General features: G+C 65.9%; 15 protein-coding genes. 8 read left to right on the forward strand and 7 right to left on the reverse strand.

Annotated features, from left to right (window positions below):
- The first annotated feature begins 104 nt into the window (after positions 1 to 104).
- Positions 105 to 1,247 (forward strand): porin, encoded by a 1,143-nt coding sequence (locus LIG30_RS11905; protein WP_038712358.1) that lies wholly within the window; start codon positions 105 to 107, stop codon positions 1,245 to 1,247.
- A gap of 96 nt (positions 1,248 to 1,343) precedes the next feature.
- Here LIG30_RS11905 and LIG30_RS11910 read toward each other — a convergent pair whose 3' ends face one another.
- The 4 genes from LIG30_RS11910 to LIG30_RS11925 all read right to left on the reverse strand — a co-directional run bounded on the left by LIG30_RS11910 (position 1,344) and on the right by LIG30_RS11925 (position 4,807).
- Positions 1,344 to 1,706, reverse strand: a complete 363-nt coding sequence (locus LIG30_RS11910) for a YbjQ family protein (RefSeq protein WP_038712359.1) — start codon at positions 1,704 to 1,706, stop codon at positions 1,344 to 1,346.
- Between the two features lie 54 nt (positions 1,707 to 1,760).
- Complete coding sequence (locus LIG30_RS11915) at positions 1,761 to 2,705, reverse strand: GlxA family transcriptional regulator (protein WP_038712362.1); 945 nt, start codon at positions 2,703 to 2,705, stop codon at positions 1,761 to 1,763.
- 235 nt (positions 2,706 to 2,940) lie between these two features.
- A complete protein-coding gene (locus LIG30_RS11920) occupies positions 2,941 to 4,386 on the reverse strand; it encodes a DEAD/DEAH box helicase (protein ID WP_038712364.1) in 1,446 nt (481 codons plus the stop codon).
- Between the two features lie 232 nt (positions 4,387 to 4,618).
- Positions 4,619 to 4,807, reverse strand: coding sequence for a hypothetical protein (locus LIG30_RS11925; RefSeq protein WP_038712452.1), 189 nt, complete (start codon positions 4,805 to 4,807; stop codon positions 4,619 to 4,621).
- A gap of 288 nt (positions 4,808 to 5,095) precedes the next feature.
- Here LIG30_RS11925 and LIG30_RS11930 point away from each other — a divergent pair, with 288 nt between their 5' ends.
- From LIG30_RS11930 to LIG30_RS11945, 4 genes are all read left to right on the forward strand, one after another.
- Positions 5,096 to 6,049: a choline ABC transporter substrate-binding protein gene (locus LIG30_RS11930; RefSeq protein WP_038712367.1), complete on the forward strand. Its 954-nt coding sequence runs from the start codon at positions 5,096 to 5,098 to the stop codon at positions 6,047 to 6,049.
- A 76-nt stretch (positions 6,050 to 6,125) separates the two neighbouring features.
- Complete coding sequence (locus LIG30_RS11935) at positions 6,126 to 7,055, forward strand: 3-keto-5-aminohexanoate cleavage protein (RefSeq protein ID WP_038712369.1); 930 nt, start codon at positions 6,126 to 6,128, stop codon at positions 7,053 to 7,055.
- 79 nt (positions 7,056 to 7,134) lie between these two features.
- Positions 7,135 to 8,100 (forward strand): L-carnitine dehydrogenase, encoded by a 966-nt coding sequence (locus LIG30_RS11940; RefSeq protein ID WP_038712370.1) that lies wholly within the window; start codon positions 7,135 to 7,137, stop codon positions 8,098 to 8,100.
- A 23-nt stretch (positions 8,101 to 8,123) separates the two neighbouring features.
- The gene (locus tag LIG30_RS11945; protein ID WP_038712373.1) at positions 8,124 to 8,633 is read left to right on the forward strand and encodes a thioesterase family protein; all 510 of its coding nucleotides are present in this window, start codon (positions 8,124 to 8,126) and stop codon (positions 8,631 to 8,633) included.
- Positions 8,634 to 8,794: 161 nt separating this feature from the next.
- Here LIG30_RS11945 and LIG30_RS11950 read toward each other — a convergent pair whose 3' ends face one another.
- From LIG30_RS11950 to LIG30_RS11960, 3 genes are all read right to left on the reverse strand, one after another.
- Positions 8,795 to 9,100: a DUF4148 domain-containing protein gene (locus LIG30_RS11950; protein ID WP_038712375.1), complete on the reverse strand. Its 306-nt coding sequence runs from the start codon at positions 9,098 to 9,100 to the stop codon at positions 8,795 to 8,797.
- A 361-nt stretch (positions 9,101 to 9,461) separates the two neighbouring features.
- Positions 9,462 to 9,752, reverse strand: coding sequence for a DUF3331 domain-containing protein (locus LIG30_RS11955; protein ID WP_038712377.1), 291 nt, complete (start codon positions 9,750 to 9,752; stop codon positions 9,462 to 9,464).
- A gap of 305 nt (positions 9,753 to 10,057) precedes the next feature.
- Positions 10,058 to 11,299, reverse strand: coding sequence for an NAD(P)/FAD-dependent oxidoreductase (locus tag LIG30_RS11960; RefSeq protein WP_038712379.1), 1,242 nt, complete (start codon positions 11,297 to 11,299; stop codon positions 10,058 to 10,060).
- 793 nt (positions 11,300 to 12,092) lie between these two features.
- Between LIG30_RS11960 and LIG30_RS11965 the strand changes: the two genes are divergently transcribed.
- The 3 genes from LIG30_RS11965 (at position 12,093) to LIG30_RS11975 (ending at position 18,229) form a co-directional block, all read left to right on the forward strand.
- The gene (locus LIG30_RS11965) at positions 12,093 to 14,603 is read left to right on the forward strand and encodes an EAL domain-containing protein (protein ID WP_051994981.1); all 2,511 of its coding nucleotides are present in this window, start codon (positions 12,093 to 12,095) and stop codon (positions 14,601 to 14,603) included.
- Positions 14,604 to 14,703: 100 nt separating this feature from the next.
- Positions 14,704 to 16,353, forward strand: coding sequence for a methyl-accepting chemotaxis protein (locus LIG30_RS11970; RefSeq protein WP_038712381.1), 1,650 nt, complete (start codon positions 14,704 to 14,706; stop codon positions 16,351 to 16,353).
- A gap of 760 nt (positions 16,354 to 17,113) precedes the next feature.
- Entirely contained in the window at positions 17,114 to 18,229 is a 1,116-nt protein-coding gene (locus LIG30_RS11975; protein ID WP_038712383.1) for a branched-chain amino acid ABC transporter substrate-binding protein, read from the forward strand.
- Positions 18,230 to 18,296: the final 67 nt, after the last annotated feature.

Raw genomic sequence — 18,296 nt, forward strand, 5'->3', positions numbered from 1 at the left:
CGAATGAAGTCGTTAGGCGTACGTGATTCAAATACATACAGCGGATCGGAGAAACAAGGTCTGGAGTCTTCTTTTCAACGAAGTGTCAGGGAGGGTGGTCGACAATGAGGAAATCGAAACTTGCCGCGGCAGCCGCCGTCGCATCGGCGGCAGCATGCATGCCAGCTGCGGGCCATGCGCAGAGCAGCGTGACGCTCTACGGGATCATCGACGCGGGCGTGACGTGGGCGAGCAATTCCGGCGGCGCGCACGTGTTCAAGTTTGACGACGGCGTGTCGTACGGCAACCGGATCGGCTTCAAGGGCAGCGAGGATCTGGGCGGCGGCATGAAGGCGGTCTTCGTGCTGGAGAGCGGCTTCCGGCTCGGCAACGGCCAGCTCGGCTTCGGCGGCGCAGAATTTGGCCGCCAGGCCTATGTCGGGCTGCAGAACGACTGGGGCACGCTGTCGTTCGGCAACCAGCTCGACATGACCAACGAGATGGTGACGATCTTCAACATCTCCGCGTGGGGGAGCGGCTATGCGATCCATCAGGGCGACTTCGACCGCCTCAACGGCGACCGTCTGCCGAATTCGGTGAAATTCCTGTCGAACGACTTCGGCGGCTTCAAGTTCGGCGCGATGTATTCGTTCGGCAACGTCGCGGGCGACATTCACCGCAACAGCGCGTGGAGCGCGGGCGCGAGCTACGCGAACGGCAACCTGTCGATCGGCGCCGCGTACACGCACCTGAACAACCCGTTCGGCATCTATGCGTTCGATCCGTACGCGATGATCGGCACGAAGACCTTCCTCGGCCAGCCGACCGTCAGCGTCGATCCGGCGACCGGGCAGGCGACCGACCTGTTCGCGAACACGCCGATGAACGTCGACAGCCAGGGCACGTTCGGCGTCGGCGCGAGCTATGTGATCGACAAGCTGACGTTGAGCGGCAATTTCTCGTACACGACGATCAAGGGCTTCGGCAACACGTCGCACATGCAGGTCTACGAAGGCGGCGGCCTGTACCAGTTCACGCCGGCGCTCAGCCTGATCGCGGGCTATCAGCACACGCGCTTCGAAGGCCATCACTGGAACCAGGGGTCGGCGGGCCTGCATTACATGCTGTCGAAGCGCACTGACGTCTATATTTCCGGCGACTACCTGCGCGCGTCGAACGGTGTCGATGCGGTGATCGGCTACAGCTTCGCGCCGTCGACGACGCCGACCCAGGCCGACGTGCGGATCGGCATGCGGCATTCGTTCTGACCGGCAATGGCCGGACGGTCTTCGGCCGGTCGAGTGCGACGGTCGGCGGTTGACCGGGTTGACTTCCGGCCCGTGGCTGTAACGCCGCGGCTGCGGTCACGCCGCGCGCGTCACCTGCACTGCGGTGCCGTAGCAGATGACTTCCGTGATGCCGGTGCCGATCTCGGTCGAGTCGTAGCGCATGCCGATGATGCCGTTCGCGCCGCGCTGGCGGGCCTGGTCGAGCATCAGGTCGAATGCGTGCTGGCGGGTCTTTTCGCATAACGACGTATAGAGCGTGATGTTGCCGCCGAAGATCGTCTGCAGCGCGGCACCGAACGAGCCGACGACGGAACGCGAGCGTACGACGACGCCCTGCACGATGCCGAGCGAGCGGACGATGGAATGGCCGGGCAGGTCGAACGCGGAGGTCACGCGGTCGAACGGGATATCGTCGGGCGAGTGGGCGGTGTTCGGCATGAGTGGAAGGGGCCGGCGGCGCAGTGGGAGAAGCCCTGATTCTAGCGGAGTGTCCTACCGCGTTGCGCTTCGATCGTTTCGCGGGCTGACGCCGAAGCGCATGCGGTACGTCCGCGAGAAATGCGACGGCGATTCGAACCCGCACGCGCCGCAGATCGCGGCGATCGACATGTCGGTCTGCCGCAGCAATTCGCGTGCGCGGTCGAGCCGCAGGTTCTGGTAGAAGCGCGTCGGCGTGTCATTCAGCGTCGCGCTGAACAGCCGTTCGAGCTGGCGGCGCGTGATGGCCGCTTCGTCGGCGAGCGCGTCGGGCTTCAGCGGATTTTCCATGTGGCGCTGCATCGTGCCGATCGCCTGGATCAGCTTGCGGTTATGCACGCCGTAGCGCGCGGCGATCTCGAGCCGCTGGCTGTCCGAGCGTTGCCGGATCCGGCTGACGACGAACTGCTCGGAGATCGTCGCCGCGAGATCCGCGCCGTGCCGGCGGCCGATCAGGTCGAGCATCATGTCGATCGACGCGGTGCCGCCCGCGCAGGTGATGCGCCGCTCGCCGATCTCGAACAGGTCCTGCGTCGCGGTGAGGTGCGGATAGCGTTCGCGGAACGCGGCGAGCGCTTCCCAGTGCAGCGTGACCGGATGCGACGGATCGAGCAGGCATGCCTCGGCGAGCACGAAGCTGCCGGTGTCGATGCCGCCGAGCGTCGCGTCACGCCGGTGGTGATGCCGCAGCCAGTCGGCAAGGGCGCGCGTATGGCAGGCGAGCGGATCGAAGCCCGCGACGACGAACAGCGTGTCGATCCGGTCGACGTCCGCGCACGCCGCATCGGCGGCGACCGGAATGCCGTTGCTGGCGGCGACGGGCGCGCCGTCCACGCTGAGCACGTGCCAGCGGTAGCGTTGCGCACGAAAGCGGTTCGCGACGCGCAGCGGCTCGAGCGCGGACATGAAGCCGAGCGCGGAGAACCCGGGCAGCAGCAGGAAGTGGAAATCCTCGGGCATGGGGGAGCGGTGGCGGACGGTATGAGCGTAACGGCCGATCGTACACGGGATTTCGTTCGTCATTCGGTCCGCTTGCCCCTGCTGCGTCCGGCACGCGCTTGACGCAGAAAGCATCTGTTCACGCTTCAGTGCGCCGTTACCCGCCGACCTGATGCGCGCCGAAGCGGCGCCGCTGTCTGCCAGCGGGTAGCAAACCTCCAGCCTGTTCCAGGGCTGGCTTGACTCATCCCGCGGATCAGGGCTGGCGTTTGCCGCGGCCATCAGCGGGTTTGCCAGCCGGCTTGCGTGAACTCGCAGCCGGCTTGCTGGCGGGTTTGCTGCGTGGCTTTTGCGCGCTGAATGGACTGCCGCTGGACAAGCTTGTGCCTTTACCCGCGGCCACAGCGCGCGGCGCCACAGGCTTGCGTTTGTTTTCGCCACCTTGCGGGCGCGGTTTCTTGCCGGGCACCTGCACGGCGCCCGACGCAGCTTGCGGCACTTTGGGCTTCTTGGGCTTTTTGGGTTTCTTGATGATCTGGCCCGTCGCGCTGGTTTCCGGCACGCGGTGTTCGGCTTCAAAACCCGGCTCCTCTTCACGGCGCAGCGTTTGCCGGATCAGCGCTTCGATCGCGGCCAGTTGCGGTGCTTCATCGGCACACACAAGGGACACCGCCACACCGCTGGCGCCTGCGCGGCCGGTACGGCCAATCCGGTGCACATAGTCTTGCGCGACGATCGGCAGGTCAACGTTGATCACCAGCGGCAGGTCGTCGATATCCAGCCCGCGCGCAGCGACATCGGTGGCGACCAGCATCTGTACTTCGCCGGCCTTGAAGCGCTCCAGCGCACGCAGGCGCGCGGGTTGCGGCTTGTCGCCGTGGATGGTGTCGACCGCATAGCCCGCTTCATCCAGCATGGCCGCCAGGTAATCCACGCCATTGCGGGTTTTGACGAACACCAGCGCGTGCTTCCAGTTGTTCTCGGCCACAAGGTGCATGAAGAGGTCGGGCTTGTTCCTTTTATCCACCGGCACCACCCACTGCTTGATCTTGCTGGCCGTGGCATTGGGCGGGCTGACGCTGATATTGACCGGGCCGCGCAGAATGCCCGCCGCCATCGCGCGGATATCATCGGTAAACGTGGCAGAGAACAGCAGGGTCTGGCGTTGAGCGGGCAACGCAGCAAAGACGGCGTTGAGTTCGCGCGCAAAGCCCAGATCCAGCATGCGGTCGGCTTCATCCAGCACCAGCGTTTGTACTTGATCGAACTGCACTGCGTTCTGGCGATTGAGATCCAGCAAACGGCCCGGCGTGGCAACGAGCACATCCACGCCTTTGCGCAACTTCATCATCTGCGGGTTGATGCTCACACCGCCGTAGGCGGCCAGAAATCGCAAGTCGAGGCCTTTGCCGTAAGCGATGAAGCTTTGCAGCACTTGTTCAGCCAGTTCACGCGTGGGCACCAGCACCAGAACACGCGCGCGGTTGCTGGACACCGCCGGGCCGTGTTGCACCAGCCGTTGCAACAGGGGCAGCGCAAAACCCGCCGTTTTGCCAGTGCCGGTCTGTGCCGCCGCCATGACGTCCTTGCCACTGAGCACGACAGGAATCACCTTGGCCTGCACCGGCGTAGGTGTCTGGTAATTGAGGTCCTGCACATTACGCAGCAACGGATCGATCAGGCCAAGCGAGGCAAAGGACATGGACGTATTCGGGGCTAAAACCGCAATTCTAGCGGTTACCGCGCGGATTGCCCCGCGCATATCCGCGGATACACAGGTGCCATGTCGCCGACGCGCGTTCTCGCAGCCTGACTGCGCAAGGCAGCCCGTTCGCCGATGATTTTGGACGCAGTCGACCGGGACACCCTATCGCACGGCGCCGGCCGGATTGCGAGTACCGTGCCTCACCGAGCGTCCAGCAGCGGATTTCGCGTTAGCCTCTGTCAACGTTGACGGCCACGATTTCGTATCCGGGGTCGGCATGCATGTTCGCCGCTTTTTTCGCTTCCTCATACGAGAGAAAGGATATGGCGTCTTCAATCGTCGGCGCCATGCCGATGTCGCCGTCCTCGGCGGCGCAGAGAAACTGCTCACCGGTCTTCACGACATAGACGGTCGTCATGTTTCCCTCCATGGGTTGCAGGGGAATTTCCAGTCTAGCAGGCCGGAAGGGCTGCGGGCGCTTCGCTGACGCCTTTCCGTCATGTCCCCGCCGGAGGCATTCCCGCCTCGATTGTTCCCGACACCTGCCCCCCCATAGTGGTTTCCCCTCGCAGTCGCCCACAGTCAAGAAAGCGTCGCCATCAGTCGCCTCGCGACAAATACGTCCCGTTACTTTGGAGTCCATCACCCAGGCCGGAACCGATCCCGCCATCCGGCCAGCCGATCCATCGAACGTGGGGAAACAACCATGAAGTCGAGAAAGATCGCCGCACTCGCCGCAGTCGTGCTTGCGGCATCCCTGTACCCGGCCGCATCCCGGGCCGAGCCGGAGCCCGCAAGCTGCCGCACCGTGCGCTTCGCCGACATTGGCTGGACCGACATCACGTCGACGACCGCGCTGGCGTCGGCCGTGTTCGAGGCGCTCGGCTACAAGCCGGCCACGACGATCGCGTCGGTGCCGATCTCGTTCGCGGGCCTGAAGAACCGTCAGATCGACGTGTCGCTCGGCTACTGGTGGCCCGTGCAGCAGCGTCAGCTTCAGCCGTTCCTCGACGGCAAGTCGATCCAGCTGATCGAGCCGCCCAACCTGTCCGGTGCGAAGACCACGCTCGCGGTGCCGAGCTACGTGCATCAGGCGGGCCTCACGCGCTTCGACGACATCGCGAAGCATCGCGCCGAACTCGACGGCAAGATCTACGGCATCGAGCCCGGCAGCAGCGCGAACGCGACGATCCGGAAGATGATCGACACGAACCAGTACGGCCTTGGCGGCTTCAAGCTCGTCGAATCGAGCGAGGCGGGCATGCTGGTCACGGTCGGGCGCGCGATCCGCGACAGGAAGTGGGTGGTCTTTCTGGGCTGGGAGCCTCATCCGATGAACATCGAGATCGACATGCGCTACCTGTCGGGCGGCGATGCGTCGTTCGGGCCGAATGACGGCGAGGCGCGCGTCTACACGCTGACCGCGCCCGATTTCCTCACGCGCTGCCCGAACGCGGGCAGGCTCGTCTCGAACCTGCGCTTCTCGACGCAACTCGAGAACGAACTGATGCAGGCGGTGATGAACAAGACCCGGCCGGCGGATGCCGCGCGCGCGTACCTGAAAAAGAATCCGCAGGCGCTCGAACCGTGGCTCGCGGGCGTGAAGACGTTCGACGGCAGGGACGGCCTGCCGGCCGTCAAGGCCTATCTCGGCCTGTAACGGGCGAGGGCGCAGCGCTCGGCGCCCCGTGCCGATCCCCCCAAACAGACAACCCCTGCAAAACGAGGCACCCGGCATGAACCATGAAGTCATCGTCACGTGCGCCGTGACCGGCGCGGGCGACACCGTCGGCAAGCATCCGGCGATTCCCGTCACGCCGAAGGAGATCGCCGCCGCGGCAATCGAGGCCGCGAAGGCGGGCGCGACGGTCGCGCACTGTCACGTGCGCGATCCGCAAAGCGGGCGCGGCAGCCGCGATCCGCACCTGTACCGCGAGGTGGTCGACCGGATTCGCTCGGCCGGCGTCGACATCATCATCAACCTGACCGCCGGGATGGGCGGCGATCTGGAGATCGGGCCGGGCGATGAGCCGATGCGCTTCGGCCGCGGCACGGATCTCGTCGGCGGGCTCGCGCGGCTCGCGCATATTGAGGAGTTGCTGCCGGAGATCTGCACGCTCGATTGCGGCACGCTGAATTTCGGCGACGGCGACTTCATCTACGTGTCGACGCCCGCGCAGCTGCGCGCCGGCGCGAAGCGCATCCAGACGCTCGGTGTGAAGCCGGAGCTGGAGATCTTCGACACCGGGCATCTGTGGTTCGCGAAGCAGCTGCTGACGGAAGGCCTGCTCGACGCGCCGCCGCTCTTCCAGCTCTGCCTCGGCATTCCATGGGGCGCGCCTGCCGACACCGGCACGATGAAGGCGATGGTCGACAACCTGCCGCCGGGCGCGCAGTGGGCCGGCTTCGGCATCGGGCGGATGCAGATGCCGATGGTCGCGCAGGCGATGCTGCTCGGCGGTCACGTCCGGGTCGGCCTCGAGGACAACCTGTGGCTCGATCGCGGCGTGCCCGCGTCGAACGGCGCGCTTGTCGAGCGCGCGCGCGACATCGTCGAACGCCTCGGCGCGCGGGTGCTGACGCCGGCCGAGGGGCGCCGCACGCTCGGCCTGCCGCCGCGCGGCGAGCGTCCGCTCGAACGCCGCGCGCTCGCCAAATTCGCGTGACGGTTCCCCATGTGGCGGCGTTCGCGCACGTGCCGCGGATGCCGCCGCTTTCTTCCCCGTTTTCGAGGATGCGCTTGTGATGGACGTGACGACAGACATCAGGACATTCGCCGCAATCGGCACCGGCGTGATCGGCAGCGGGTGGGTCGCCCGCGCGCTCGCCAACGGTCTCGACGTGGTGGCATGGGACCCCGCGCCCGACGCCGAGCGGCAATTGCGCGCGAACGTCGCAAATGCATGGCCCGCGCTCGAGCGCGCCGGCCTGAAGCCGGGCGCCGATCCGGCGCGCCTGCGGTTCGTGACGACGATCGAGGCCTGCGTGGCGGACGCGGATTTCGTGCAGGAAAGCGCGCCCGAACGCGAGGCGCTCAAGCGCGAGCTGCACGCGCAGATCGGCCGCGCGGCGAGGCCCGACGCGATCGTCGCGTCGTCGACCTCAGGCCTCCTGCCGTCGGATTTCTACGCGCACGCGGCGCATCCGGCCCGCTGCGTGGTCGGCCATCCGTTCAATCCGGTGTATCTGCTGCCGCTCGTCGAGGTGCTCGGCGGCGCGCGTACGTCGCCCGACGCGGTCGAGGCGGCGATGCGGATCTATCGCGGTCTCGGCATGCGGCCGTTGAGGGTCCGCAAGGAAGTGCCCGGCTTCATCGCCGACCGGCTGCTCGAAGCGTTGTGGCGCGAGGCGCTGCACCTGGTCGACGAAGGTGTCGCGACGACCGGCGAAATCGACGACGCGATCCGCTTCGGCGCGGGCATTCGCTGGTCGTTCATGGGGACTTTCCTGACCTATACGCTCGCCGGCGGCGACGCCGGCATGCGACACTTCATGCGGCAGTTCGGTCCGGCGCTCGAACTGCCCTGGACGAAACTCGTCGCGCCGCCGCTGACCGACCGGCTGATCGACCGTGTCGTCGAGGGCACGGCCGAGCAGCAGGGCGCGCGCAGCATCAAGGCGCTGGAGCGCTATCGCGACGAGTGCATTACGGAGGTGCTGCGCGCGATCGGCGAAGTCAAGGCGCGGCACGGGATGCGATTCGAGGATTAGCGTAAACAAGCCCTGACCGAACCATGACCGAAGACACGCCACTGACGATTTACCGCGACGTCGTGCGGCCCGAATGGGTCGATTACAACGGGCATCTGCGCGATGCGTTCTACCTGCTGATCTACAGCTTCGCGACCGACGCGCTGCTCGACCGCATCGGTCTCGACGACGCCGCGCGCAAGGCCCGGCGGCGTTCGGTCTATACGCTCGAGGCGCACATCAACTATCTGCGCGAGATCAAGGAGGGGCAGCGCGTGCGCGTCGACGCGCGCGTGCTCGCGAGCGACGCGAAACGCATGCATCTGTATCTGGAGATGTTCGCCGACGGGATCGACGCGCCGGTCTGCGCGAGCGAACAGATGCTGCTGCACGTCGACACCCGTGACGGCTCGAAGGCCGCGCCGTTCGATGCGGATGTCTCCGAGCGCATCGCCGCATTGCACGCGCTGCAGCGCGCATGTCCGGCGCCGACTCATGCGGGGCGCGTGATCGGCTTGCCGGCACACAGCCAGCACGGCACGGCGGCCGTGTGACGCGCGTTTGCTCTGGTATTCGAAAAAGCGCCCGGACGCGATGCGTCCGGGCGAAGCCGCCCCATACGGAGCGACGGAGGTAAAAAAAGACGAGCCCGGCAACCGGGCTCGTCTGGATGCGTCATGCGCGATGCGCGGTGCCCGTAACGGGCACGCCGGGCTTAATGACCGAAGAAGATCGAATCGCGCGCGTTGGCCACCGCAGCGACCGGCGCCGGGCTGCCTGCACGTGCGACCGGCGCTGCCTGCGCGCCGTAGCCGCTGGTGTCGGCGCCTTGCGTGCGCGCTTCCGCAGCCTGGATGTCTTCCGGGTAGTACGGGCTTGCTGCGCCCGGCTGGTAGCCGGCCTTCTCGAGCTGAACCAGTTCCTCGCGCACTTGCGCGCGGCTCACGTTGCTTTGCGCGAATGCGCCGAACGAAGCGGACAGGGCGGTTGCGGCAACAACTGCAAAAACGAGCGACTTCATGATTACCTACCTCCGGTGTTTTATAAGGTTCGCTTTCGATACGATGTCTTAAGCGATTGGCTAAATCTTAGTCACCGGAGGCGCTAGGGTAAACGCTGCTTTTGGCTAAAGATTGTTGCTTAAACTGTAAATATCACGCGAGACGAAAGCCTTTCATTATTCTTTCGTTTCAGTGCGCGCAATAAGTGTGACGAATTCGTGACATGCGATCCGGCCGTTGACGTGTATTCGGCGTGGCTGCCGCCGCACTGCGGCCCGGTGGGATCGAGTGCGATCTCGACGAACTGCGCGGGGATGCGGTGCGCGTGGCGGACAAGCAAGGGAACGGATCGGGTGATCCGGTGCTGCGCCGGACGGGCGCTTACTTGCCGCCGGACAGGCCGAGCACTTCGGCTGCGGAGATCATCGCGGCGGCGTTGGCGGGGGCCGGGCGCTCGGCCGGGCGGAACACCTCGTCTCCGCGCTGGATCACCTGGCGCGACAGCGCGCAGGTGCCGGTGCGCTGCGCAAAGCGGCGGCGCCACCGTTGCTCGCCGTAGTGACAGCGGCCGGGTTCGACCCAGCGGACGACGAGCAGCGTGTCGGAGCGTTCGAGAATTTCGACGTGGACGTCGTCAGGATCGAGCACTGGCATGGGTTTGGAGGACATCATTTGCCGTTTCCCAAAGCTCGCGCGGTCTCGCTGCAGGCAGTGGCTGCGACTGTCTGAAGTCGATTCCGTAGCGGTTTCCATAAGAAGTGCGCTAAATGTAAGCGCACGCGCGCGGAAAAAACATCCTGCCTGGATCGAATTACCTTTTGCCGATTCAGAAACAATCGGCGGGCATTCTCGAGAAAAGCGCAGACAAAAATGCCCCGGATCGGGAGATCCGGGGTGGCAAACGTGAGTCGTGCCGTTCCGCTTGATTCGCGAAGGCCTGTTGCCGTTATTGGCGGGAACGGACCCTGCACGACTACTCAGAAGCGGTCGGCGCGATACGGCGTGGGATCGGTGAACGGCGTTTCGCCCGTCATCATCTCCGCGAGCAGCCGCCCCGTGACCGGGCCGAGCGTCAGGCCATGATGGTTGTGCCCGAACGCGAACCAGAGCCCGCGATGCGCGGGCGCGGGGCCGATTACCGGGCGCATGTCCGGCGTGCACGGCCGGAAGCCGAGCCACGGTTGCGGATCGAGCCGCTCGCCGAGCCGGAACAGCGGCCGCGCGAGGCGCTCGGCGCGTTCGAGCTGCACGCCGGTCGGCGCGACCTGGCGCCGCGCGATCTCGACGCCGGTGGTCAGGCGCAGGCCGCGCTGCATCGGCGCAATCACGTACCCGGCTTCGCGATCGACGATCGGCGCGGAGGGCGTGCTCTGCGCGGTCGGCGCGTAGTGCATGTGATATCCGCGCTTCTCGCGCAGCGGAATGCGGTAGCCGAACTTCGCGAACACGGTGTCCGACCACGGCCCGAGCGCGACCACGACGGCGGGCGCCGCGGCGGTGCCGTCGCGCGTCGCGACCTGCCAGCCGGGCGAGCGCGCGTCGAGGCTCGCGGCGTCGCCGTCGAGCAGCGTGCCGCCGCCTTGCTCGAAGAGCCGCGCATACGCTTTCACGAGGCCGCCCGGATCGACGACGCTTTTCGGATCGAGCCAGTGCAGCGCGCCGCAGAAGCCGGGCGCGAGGCTCGGCTCCTGCGCGAGCAGCGCCGTCGCATCGAGCGGCGCGACGCGCAGGCCGTGCCGGCGCGCGGTCTGCGTGGCCTCGGCGATGCCGCGCTCGAATGCGGCCGGGGTGCGGAAGGCCTCCATCCAGCCGCTCGCGCGAATCAGCGCGTTCGCGCCGGCGCGTGCGATCAGCGCGTCGTGCTCGACGATGCAGCGCTCGATCAGCGGCAGCATGTCTCGCGCGGCCGCCGCGTGGCGCTGCGGCGCGGATTCCCACCAGAAGCGCGCGAGCCACGGCGCGAATGCCGGCAGCGACGCGCTGTGCCAGTAGAGATCGGTGGAGCGGTTCAACGCGTAGCGCAACAGCGTGAGCGGGCTGCGCGGAAACGGGTACGGCTCGACCGACGAGCGCTCGATCAGTCCCGCGTTGCCGAAGCTCGTGCCTTCGCCGGGGGCGCCGCGATCGAGCAGCGCGACCTTGTGTCCGCGATCCTGAAGATGAAGGGCGGCCGACACGCCGACGATGCCCGCGCCCAAAACGATCACGTCGAAATCCATGGCATCCTGAAACGGTTACGGTTGGAAAGTCAAAAACGATCGGCACTGCGCATGCGTCGCGAGCGGGGCATCCGCTCACATCGGCCGCCGACGCCCTCCGGTGTCGGTCGCGCGTGTGCGGCGCAGCGCGCGGGTGCTGCCGTGACGCGCTGTTCGGCGACGCGTATCGCTTGCCGGCGAAAACTGCCGCTTGCGCCGCATTGAAGATTAACAGGTGTGGATCGCCGTGGCTGTTCACACCAAAAATGCCTGTGCGCGGAATGACGGGCGTCGTGTGGCTTCGCGATGGCTGCGTGTGTGCGCGGCGCTAAAGGTTGTCCGGTTCGTGCCGAAAACAGATGAGGGAGTCGCATCTTTTCTGTCGGACGCGGCACGATCCGTTCGAATCGCGAGCGGTGGGTCGGATTGATCGGACGAATAAGCCGTCGCTCAGGCGGAATTTCCGTATTGAGACGCATTCCTGTCGCGAAGGCCGCCGTATACGGCGGGTTTCCGGAAAACTTTAGGTCGAATTTCGATTTTCTTTTTGGCGAGCAACGGCTGAATGTTGGCTCTCCATACTGTTTCCTTCTGTCCGGGAACGCGAGAAAATCACGGTTTTGGAAGACGTCATTCAAAGAAGCCCCGCGGGCTCCGCGTGCCAGCCCGTTCCCATCCCCGGATGTGAACGCAGCAAGGCGAAGCGGACTGCGACCGAGGGCTCGCCGTCGACACGACCGGGCAGCCGCCGTGCGCACCTGCAGGGCGGCTACTGCGTCCGACGTACACAATAAAGGTTCCGCCTCAACTGACCATGTCTGCTCTTGTTAATTTCGACAAGCGAAAAGCATTTGTCGCATTCTCGGCCGTTGACGAAAACTATCTCAGGAATTTTCACGCTTCGCTCGACGAGCTGGCGCCGGGTTTCGTGGACGCTTTTTACGAACACCTGAAGGGATTCGACGAAACCGCGCACCTGCTGGGCGACGAGACGACGGTCGCGCGCCTCAAGGAGAGCCAGCGCCACTATTTCTCGATGCTGACGTCCGGCAAGTATGACCGCGAGTACTTCGAGCACCGCCTTCGGGTCGGCACGGTCCACGCGAAGGTCGGACTGTCGCCGGAGTGGTACACGGGCGCGTACAGCCACTATCTCGTCAACCTGCTCCCGGAAATCGCACAGCGCATCGGCCCGAACGAGCCGGATTTCCTGCCGACGATCCAGGCGATCCTCAAGATCCTGCTGGTCGACATCGGGCTCGCGATCGACAGCTACATCATCGAGCGCGACGAGCGGATTGCGAGCCTGCGCGGCTTCGAAACCGCATTCGCGAACCTGCCGTTCGGCACGCTGGTAGTATCGCCGGATCTTCGCATCCTGTTCGCGAACCGCGCATGCGAAACGTTGTTCGACATCAAGCCCGAGCAGCTGTGCGACGTGTCGCTCGACCGCGTGATGGCGGTCGACGTGCTGCGGGACCTGATCGCCCGCGCGCTGCACGAGCCGAAGGCGCGCGCGGAAACGGCGCTGCGCCTGTCCGATCGCCCCGCGCAGCTGGCGGTGCCGGTTGCGCTGACGGTCACGAAGCTGCCGCTGGGCCAGGATCAGCACGATGAACGGCTGCTGATCGTGATCGAGGACCTGCGCAAGCAGACCCGGCTGGAGAAGGACCTGCTCAACGCGCAAGCGGTCGCCGGCATCGGCAACTGGCACATCAACTTCATGACCGGCAAGGTCACGCTGTCGCCGGAGGCATACCGGATCTACGAATGGCCGCAGGACGAGACGTTCGACCGCGCGTCGTTCCTGCGCTGCGTGCATCCGGAGGATCGTGCGGACGTCCAGGCCGCATGGGACATCGCACTGACCGGCAAGCCGCTGAAAATCGAGCACCGCGTCAACATCGCATGGGCCGTGCGGTGGGTCGAGACGCGCGGCGTGATCGAGCGCGACGCGAGTGGGCGGCCGATTCGCGGGATCGGCACGGTATACGACATCACGGAGCGCAAGCTCGCCGAAAACGACATCGAGCGGCTGGCGTTCTACGACACGCTGACCGGTCTGCCGAACCGCTCCCAGGCGATGATCCAGCTTCAGCGCACGCTCGACGCCGCGCGCGCGTCGCGCGAGCAGGCGGCGGTGCTGTTCATCGATCTCGATCGGATGAAGGAGATCAACGATACGCAGGGTCACGCCACCGGCGACGAGATCCTGCGCCACGTCGGCGAGCGGCTGGGCGCCGTGCTGCACGAAGGCGAGACGCTCGCCCGCCTCGGCGGCGACGAGTTCATCGCGATTCTCGGCCCGACGAGCCGCGCCGCGGCGGCCGAAACCGCCGCTCGTCTGCTGAAGGCCATCACGCTGCCGTTCGCGGTCAACGGCATGTCGTTTACGATCGGCATGAGCGTCGGCGTCGCGATCTTTCCGGATGACGGCGAATCCGCCGACAACTTGCTGCGGCACGCCGACACCGCGATGTACTGCGCGAAAGCGCAGGGCGGCCGCGCGTCGCTCTTCTATCACCCGCGGATGAGCGACGACGTGCAGCGTTCGGTCGCGCTCGGGCGGCGTCTCGAAGTGGCGATCAAGGAACAGCGCCTGCACCTGAACTACCAGCCGAAGATCTGCCTCGCGACCGGCACGCTGTCCGGCATCGAGGCGCTCGCGCGCTGGGTCGACGACGAGCTGGGGCCGGTCAGCCCCGCCGAGTTCATTCCGGTGGCGGAGGAGCGCGGCCTGATCGGCGCGCTGGGCGACTGGGTGCTCGCCGAGGCGAGCCGCCAGGTGTGCCGGTGGCGGCGCGCCGGATTCGATTTCCCGCACCGCGTTGCCGTCAACGTGTCGACGTGGCAGCTCGCCGACGAGGATTTCGTGCGCCGCGCGATCGCCCAGGTCGAGCAGGCGGGCGTCCACACGTCGTCGATCGAGCTCGAGATCACCGAGTCGATGATGATGCACGACCCGAAAAAAGCGCGGGACATGGCCGAGCAGCTCGTCGGCGCGGGTTTCTCGCTGTCGATCGACGACTTCGGCACGGGCTATTCGTCGCTCGCGCAACTGAAGCACTTCCCGATCGACCGGCTCAAGATCGACCAGTCGTTCGTCCGCGACATGTCGGACGATCCCGCGAGCCGCACGATCGTCAAGACGATCATCGGCATGGCCAAGGCACTGCATCTTCGCACGGTCGCGGAGGGCGTCGAGACGCGTGCGCAGTCGGACGATCTGCTTCACCTCGGCTGCGACGAAGCGCAAGGCTATTACGTTGCGCGACCGATGAGCGCTCAGGAGTTCACCGCCCGGTGGCTTAGCCGGGCCGCCTAGCCTTTACGTCGATGGCCGCACGACGGCTCGGCCTGCGCCTCGACGGCGCGACGCGGCCGCTGCGTGCCATCCTGCTTAAACGTTTTCAGAATCCACGACGATGCGCGATAACCACCCCGTAACCCAGAATGAGTATTCCCTGTCGGCAAAACAGACGCTTGTTTCGGTCACCGACGTAAAAGGCCGCATCACCTACTGCAACCGCGCGTTCATCGAAGTGAGCGGTTTCAGCAAGGAAGAGCTGCTCGGCCAGCCGCACAACATCGTTCGTCATCCCGACATGCCGGAGGAGGCGTTCCGCGACATGTGGGATACGCTGCAGAAGGGCTTGCCGTGGAGCGGCGTGGTCAAGAATCGCCGCAAGAACGGCGACCACTACTGGGTGATGGCCAACGCCACGCCGATGGTGGACGGCAATCGCGTCACCGGCTATCTGTCGGTGCGCTGCGTGCCGTCGCGCGAAGCAGTACAGGCGGCCGACCGCCTGTATGCGGTGATGCGCAAGGAGGCCAGCGACGGCAAGAAGGAGCACGTGTTGCGCGAGGGTGAATTGGTGCGCGGCAACTGGCTCGGCACCGTTCACCGGATGCTGCGTCCGAGCACCGAGGTCAAGCTGTTCGGGGCGCAGCTGGCGGCGGCAGGCGTGATCATCGCGCCCGCCGCGCTGGGTCTGCCGCTGCCGGTCACGCTGGCGACCGCCGCGGTCGCGATCGGGCTGAATTTCTGGCTGACGCGCTGGCTCGCCATCGCGCCGATGAACCTGCTCGTGGACGATGCGAACCGGCTGGCCGCGGGCGACCTGTCGAAGGGCGTGAGCACCGGCTCGACCGGCACGGTCGGCCGTCTGCAGAAAGCCCTGATGCAGATGTCGGTGAACCTGCGCACGGTGGTTCACGACGTGCGCGGCGAACTCGATCAGCTGCGTCTCGCGATCAGCGAAATCGCCGCCGGCAACAACGACCTGTCCGCGCGCACGGAATCGCAGGCGTCGAGCCTGGAGGAAACGGCCTCGTCGATGGAGCAGATCAACGGCACCGTGAAGCAGTGCGCGGACGCGGCGGAGCGCGGCGCATCGCTCGCGCACGACACGTCCGAAGTGACGCTGCAGGGCAACGAGGCGGTGCAGGCGGTCGCGGAAACGATGGAAGGCATCACCGAGTCGACGCGGCATATCAACGACATCGCGCAGCTCATCGAGGGCATCGCGTTCCAGACCAACATCCTCGCGCTCAACGCGGCGGTGGAAGCCGCGCGCGCGGGCAGTGCCGGCCGGGGCTTCGCGGTCGTCGCGTCGGAAGTGCGCGCGCTCGCGCAGCGGACGTCGGTCGCGACGAAGGAGATCAAGGAAGTGCTGACCGATTCGGCGCAGCGCGTGTCGCTGGGCCGCGACCGCACGATCGACGCGCGCGACCGGATGAAAGAGGTGCTGGCGGCCGTCACGTCGGTCAGCACCGTGCTCGACGAGATCAGTGTCGGTGCGGCCGAGCAGCGAACCGGCGTCACGCAGATCAGCGTCGCGGTGAACCATATCGATTCGGTCACTCAGCAGAACGCGGCGATGGTGGAGCAGCTGGCGGCGGCGGCCGAGTCGTTGAAGGAGCAGGCGGAAGAAGTCACCAACTCGATGCACCTGTTCCGTCTCGCGAGCGGCGAGGCGTCGCTCGGCGAACTCGATGCGGTCGAGCTGCGCCGCCAGGGGAAGCTCGCCGGCGCGCCGGCCGACGCGGCGTTGGAAACGTCGCCGGCCTGACGCGACGCAGGGGCGGCGCGTGGGTTCCGTCTGCCGGGCCGTGCCGCGCATGCGCGAGATGCGCGAGATGCGCGGCACGGCCCGGGCGATAACCGGAACGAACGCGCGCATTCATTTCACTTTTCTAACGTTTTTATTTCGAATGCGAACGAATTGACGGCTGATTGAAAGATCGGCTCGTCCGTGCGCATGCACCGGGACGGTGTTCGCGTGATCCGCCACGCGCACCCGGTTGTCGCATCATGCTGCGACGCGGCATAAACGATTCGCGTCGCGCGTCGCCGTGCTCGCCAGGAAGCCTGTCACACAACAAAAGACTGCAAAATCGGTCTTCGCGGCGCAACCGGATTGCAACGTTCGCCACGCTGCGCTGCGAAAGCGGTTGCGCCGGGGTGGCGACGGAGACCGTCAATCGTCCTACGGGTTTTCCCTTGGTTTGTCTGCATTTACGCCAGACGAAAGAAAAACGCTTTTATAATTTCGGCTGCCTTGCCAACGGCTGTCGGAACATCCCTCCGGCGAGCGGTTCGGCAAGCGGGGCAGGCGAAACGCTTGCGCAATGCAAGACGCATCACGTTGTCTTTCCGAACCAAGGTTCCCTCCGGGAACTGCACGAGCCGGGCCCCGCATACGCATTTCATCCGCCGCAGGTCCGTCTTTCGCGTCTCGGGCGTGTCTCATGTCTCGTCCCGGGTGCTGTTCGATTGCGCAAGTCATGCCGCCTTCGCCCGTATGACTAAACAACATCGAGGAGCTCCTGATGACGCTTTCCCGTCTTTCGTCCATTTCTCTCGCCGCCGTCCTGTTCGCCGCTGGCGCCGCACACGCGGAAACCGTGAAGATCGCCATTGCCGGCCCGATGAGCGGCTCCGTCGCCCAGTACGGCGACATGGTGAAGGCCGGCGCGCTGACCGCGATCGAGCAGATCAACGCGGCAGGCGGCGCGGGTGGCAACAAGTTCGAGGTGGTGATGATGGACGACGCGTGCGAGCCGAAGCAGGCCGTCGCGGTCGCCAACAAGATCGTCAGCCAGAAGATCAAGTACGTGATCGGCCACGTGTGCTCGGGCTCGACGATCCCGGCATCCGACATCTACGAGAACGAAGGCATCGTGATGGTCACGCCGTCGGCCACCGCGCCGCAGCTGACCGAGAACAAGAAGCGCAAGTTCGTCTTCCGCACGATCGGCCGTGACGACCAGCAAGGCCCGGCCGCCGCGAAGTACATCATCGCGCACGTGAAGCCGAAGAAGGTCGCGGTGCTGCACGACAAGCAGTCGTATGGCCAGGGCATCGCGTCGTCGGTGAAGAAGGATCTCGAAGCGGCGAAGATTCCGGTCGTGCTGTTCGAAGGCATCAACGCCGGCGATTCCGACTACTCCGCGATCATCACGAAGCTGAAGTCGCAAGGCGTCGATTTCGTCTACTTCGGCGGCTATCACCCGGAAATGGGCCTGCTGCTGCGCCAGGCGCGCGAGCAGGGCGTGAAGGCGGTGTTCATGGGGCCTGAGGGCGTCGGCAACAAGGACGTGACGGCGATCGCCGGCCCGTCGTCGGAAGGCATGCTCGTCACGCTGCCGGCCGACTTCTCGGCCGATCCCGCCAACGCCGGTCTCGTGAAGGCCTTCGCCGACAAGAAGCGCGACGCGAACGGTCCGTTCCAGATGCCCGCCTACGCCGCCGTGAAGATCGTCGCCGACGCCATTGCCGGCGCGAAGTCGACGGACCCGACGAAGGTCGCCGCGTACATGCACCAGCACACGTTCGACACGCCGATCGGCAAGGTCGCGTACGACGCCCAGGGCGACCTGAAGGCGTTCAAGTTCGTCGTCTACACGTGGCACAAGGACGCCACGAAGACCGTCGCCGCCAACTGACCGGAGTACCCGCCCGTGCCTGCCGCCTCCGCCCGAGACCCGGGCGGCGCGGCGGCGCTCGGCCGCG

This window comes from Burkholderia sp. lig30, assembly GCF_000687455.2.
Classification (GTDB): Bacteria; Pseudomonadota; Gammaproteobacteria; order Burkholderiales; family Burkholderiaceae; genus Burkholderia.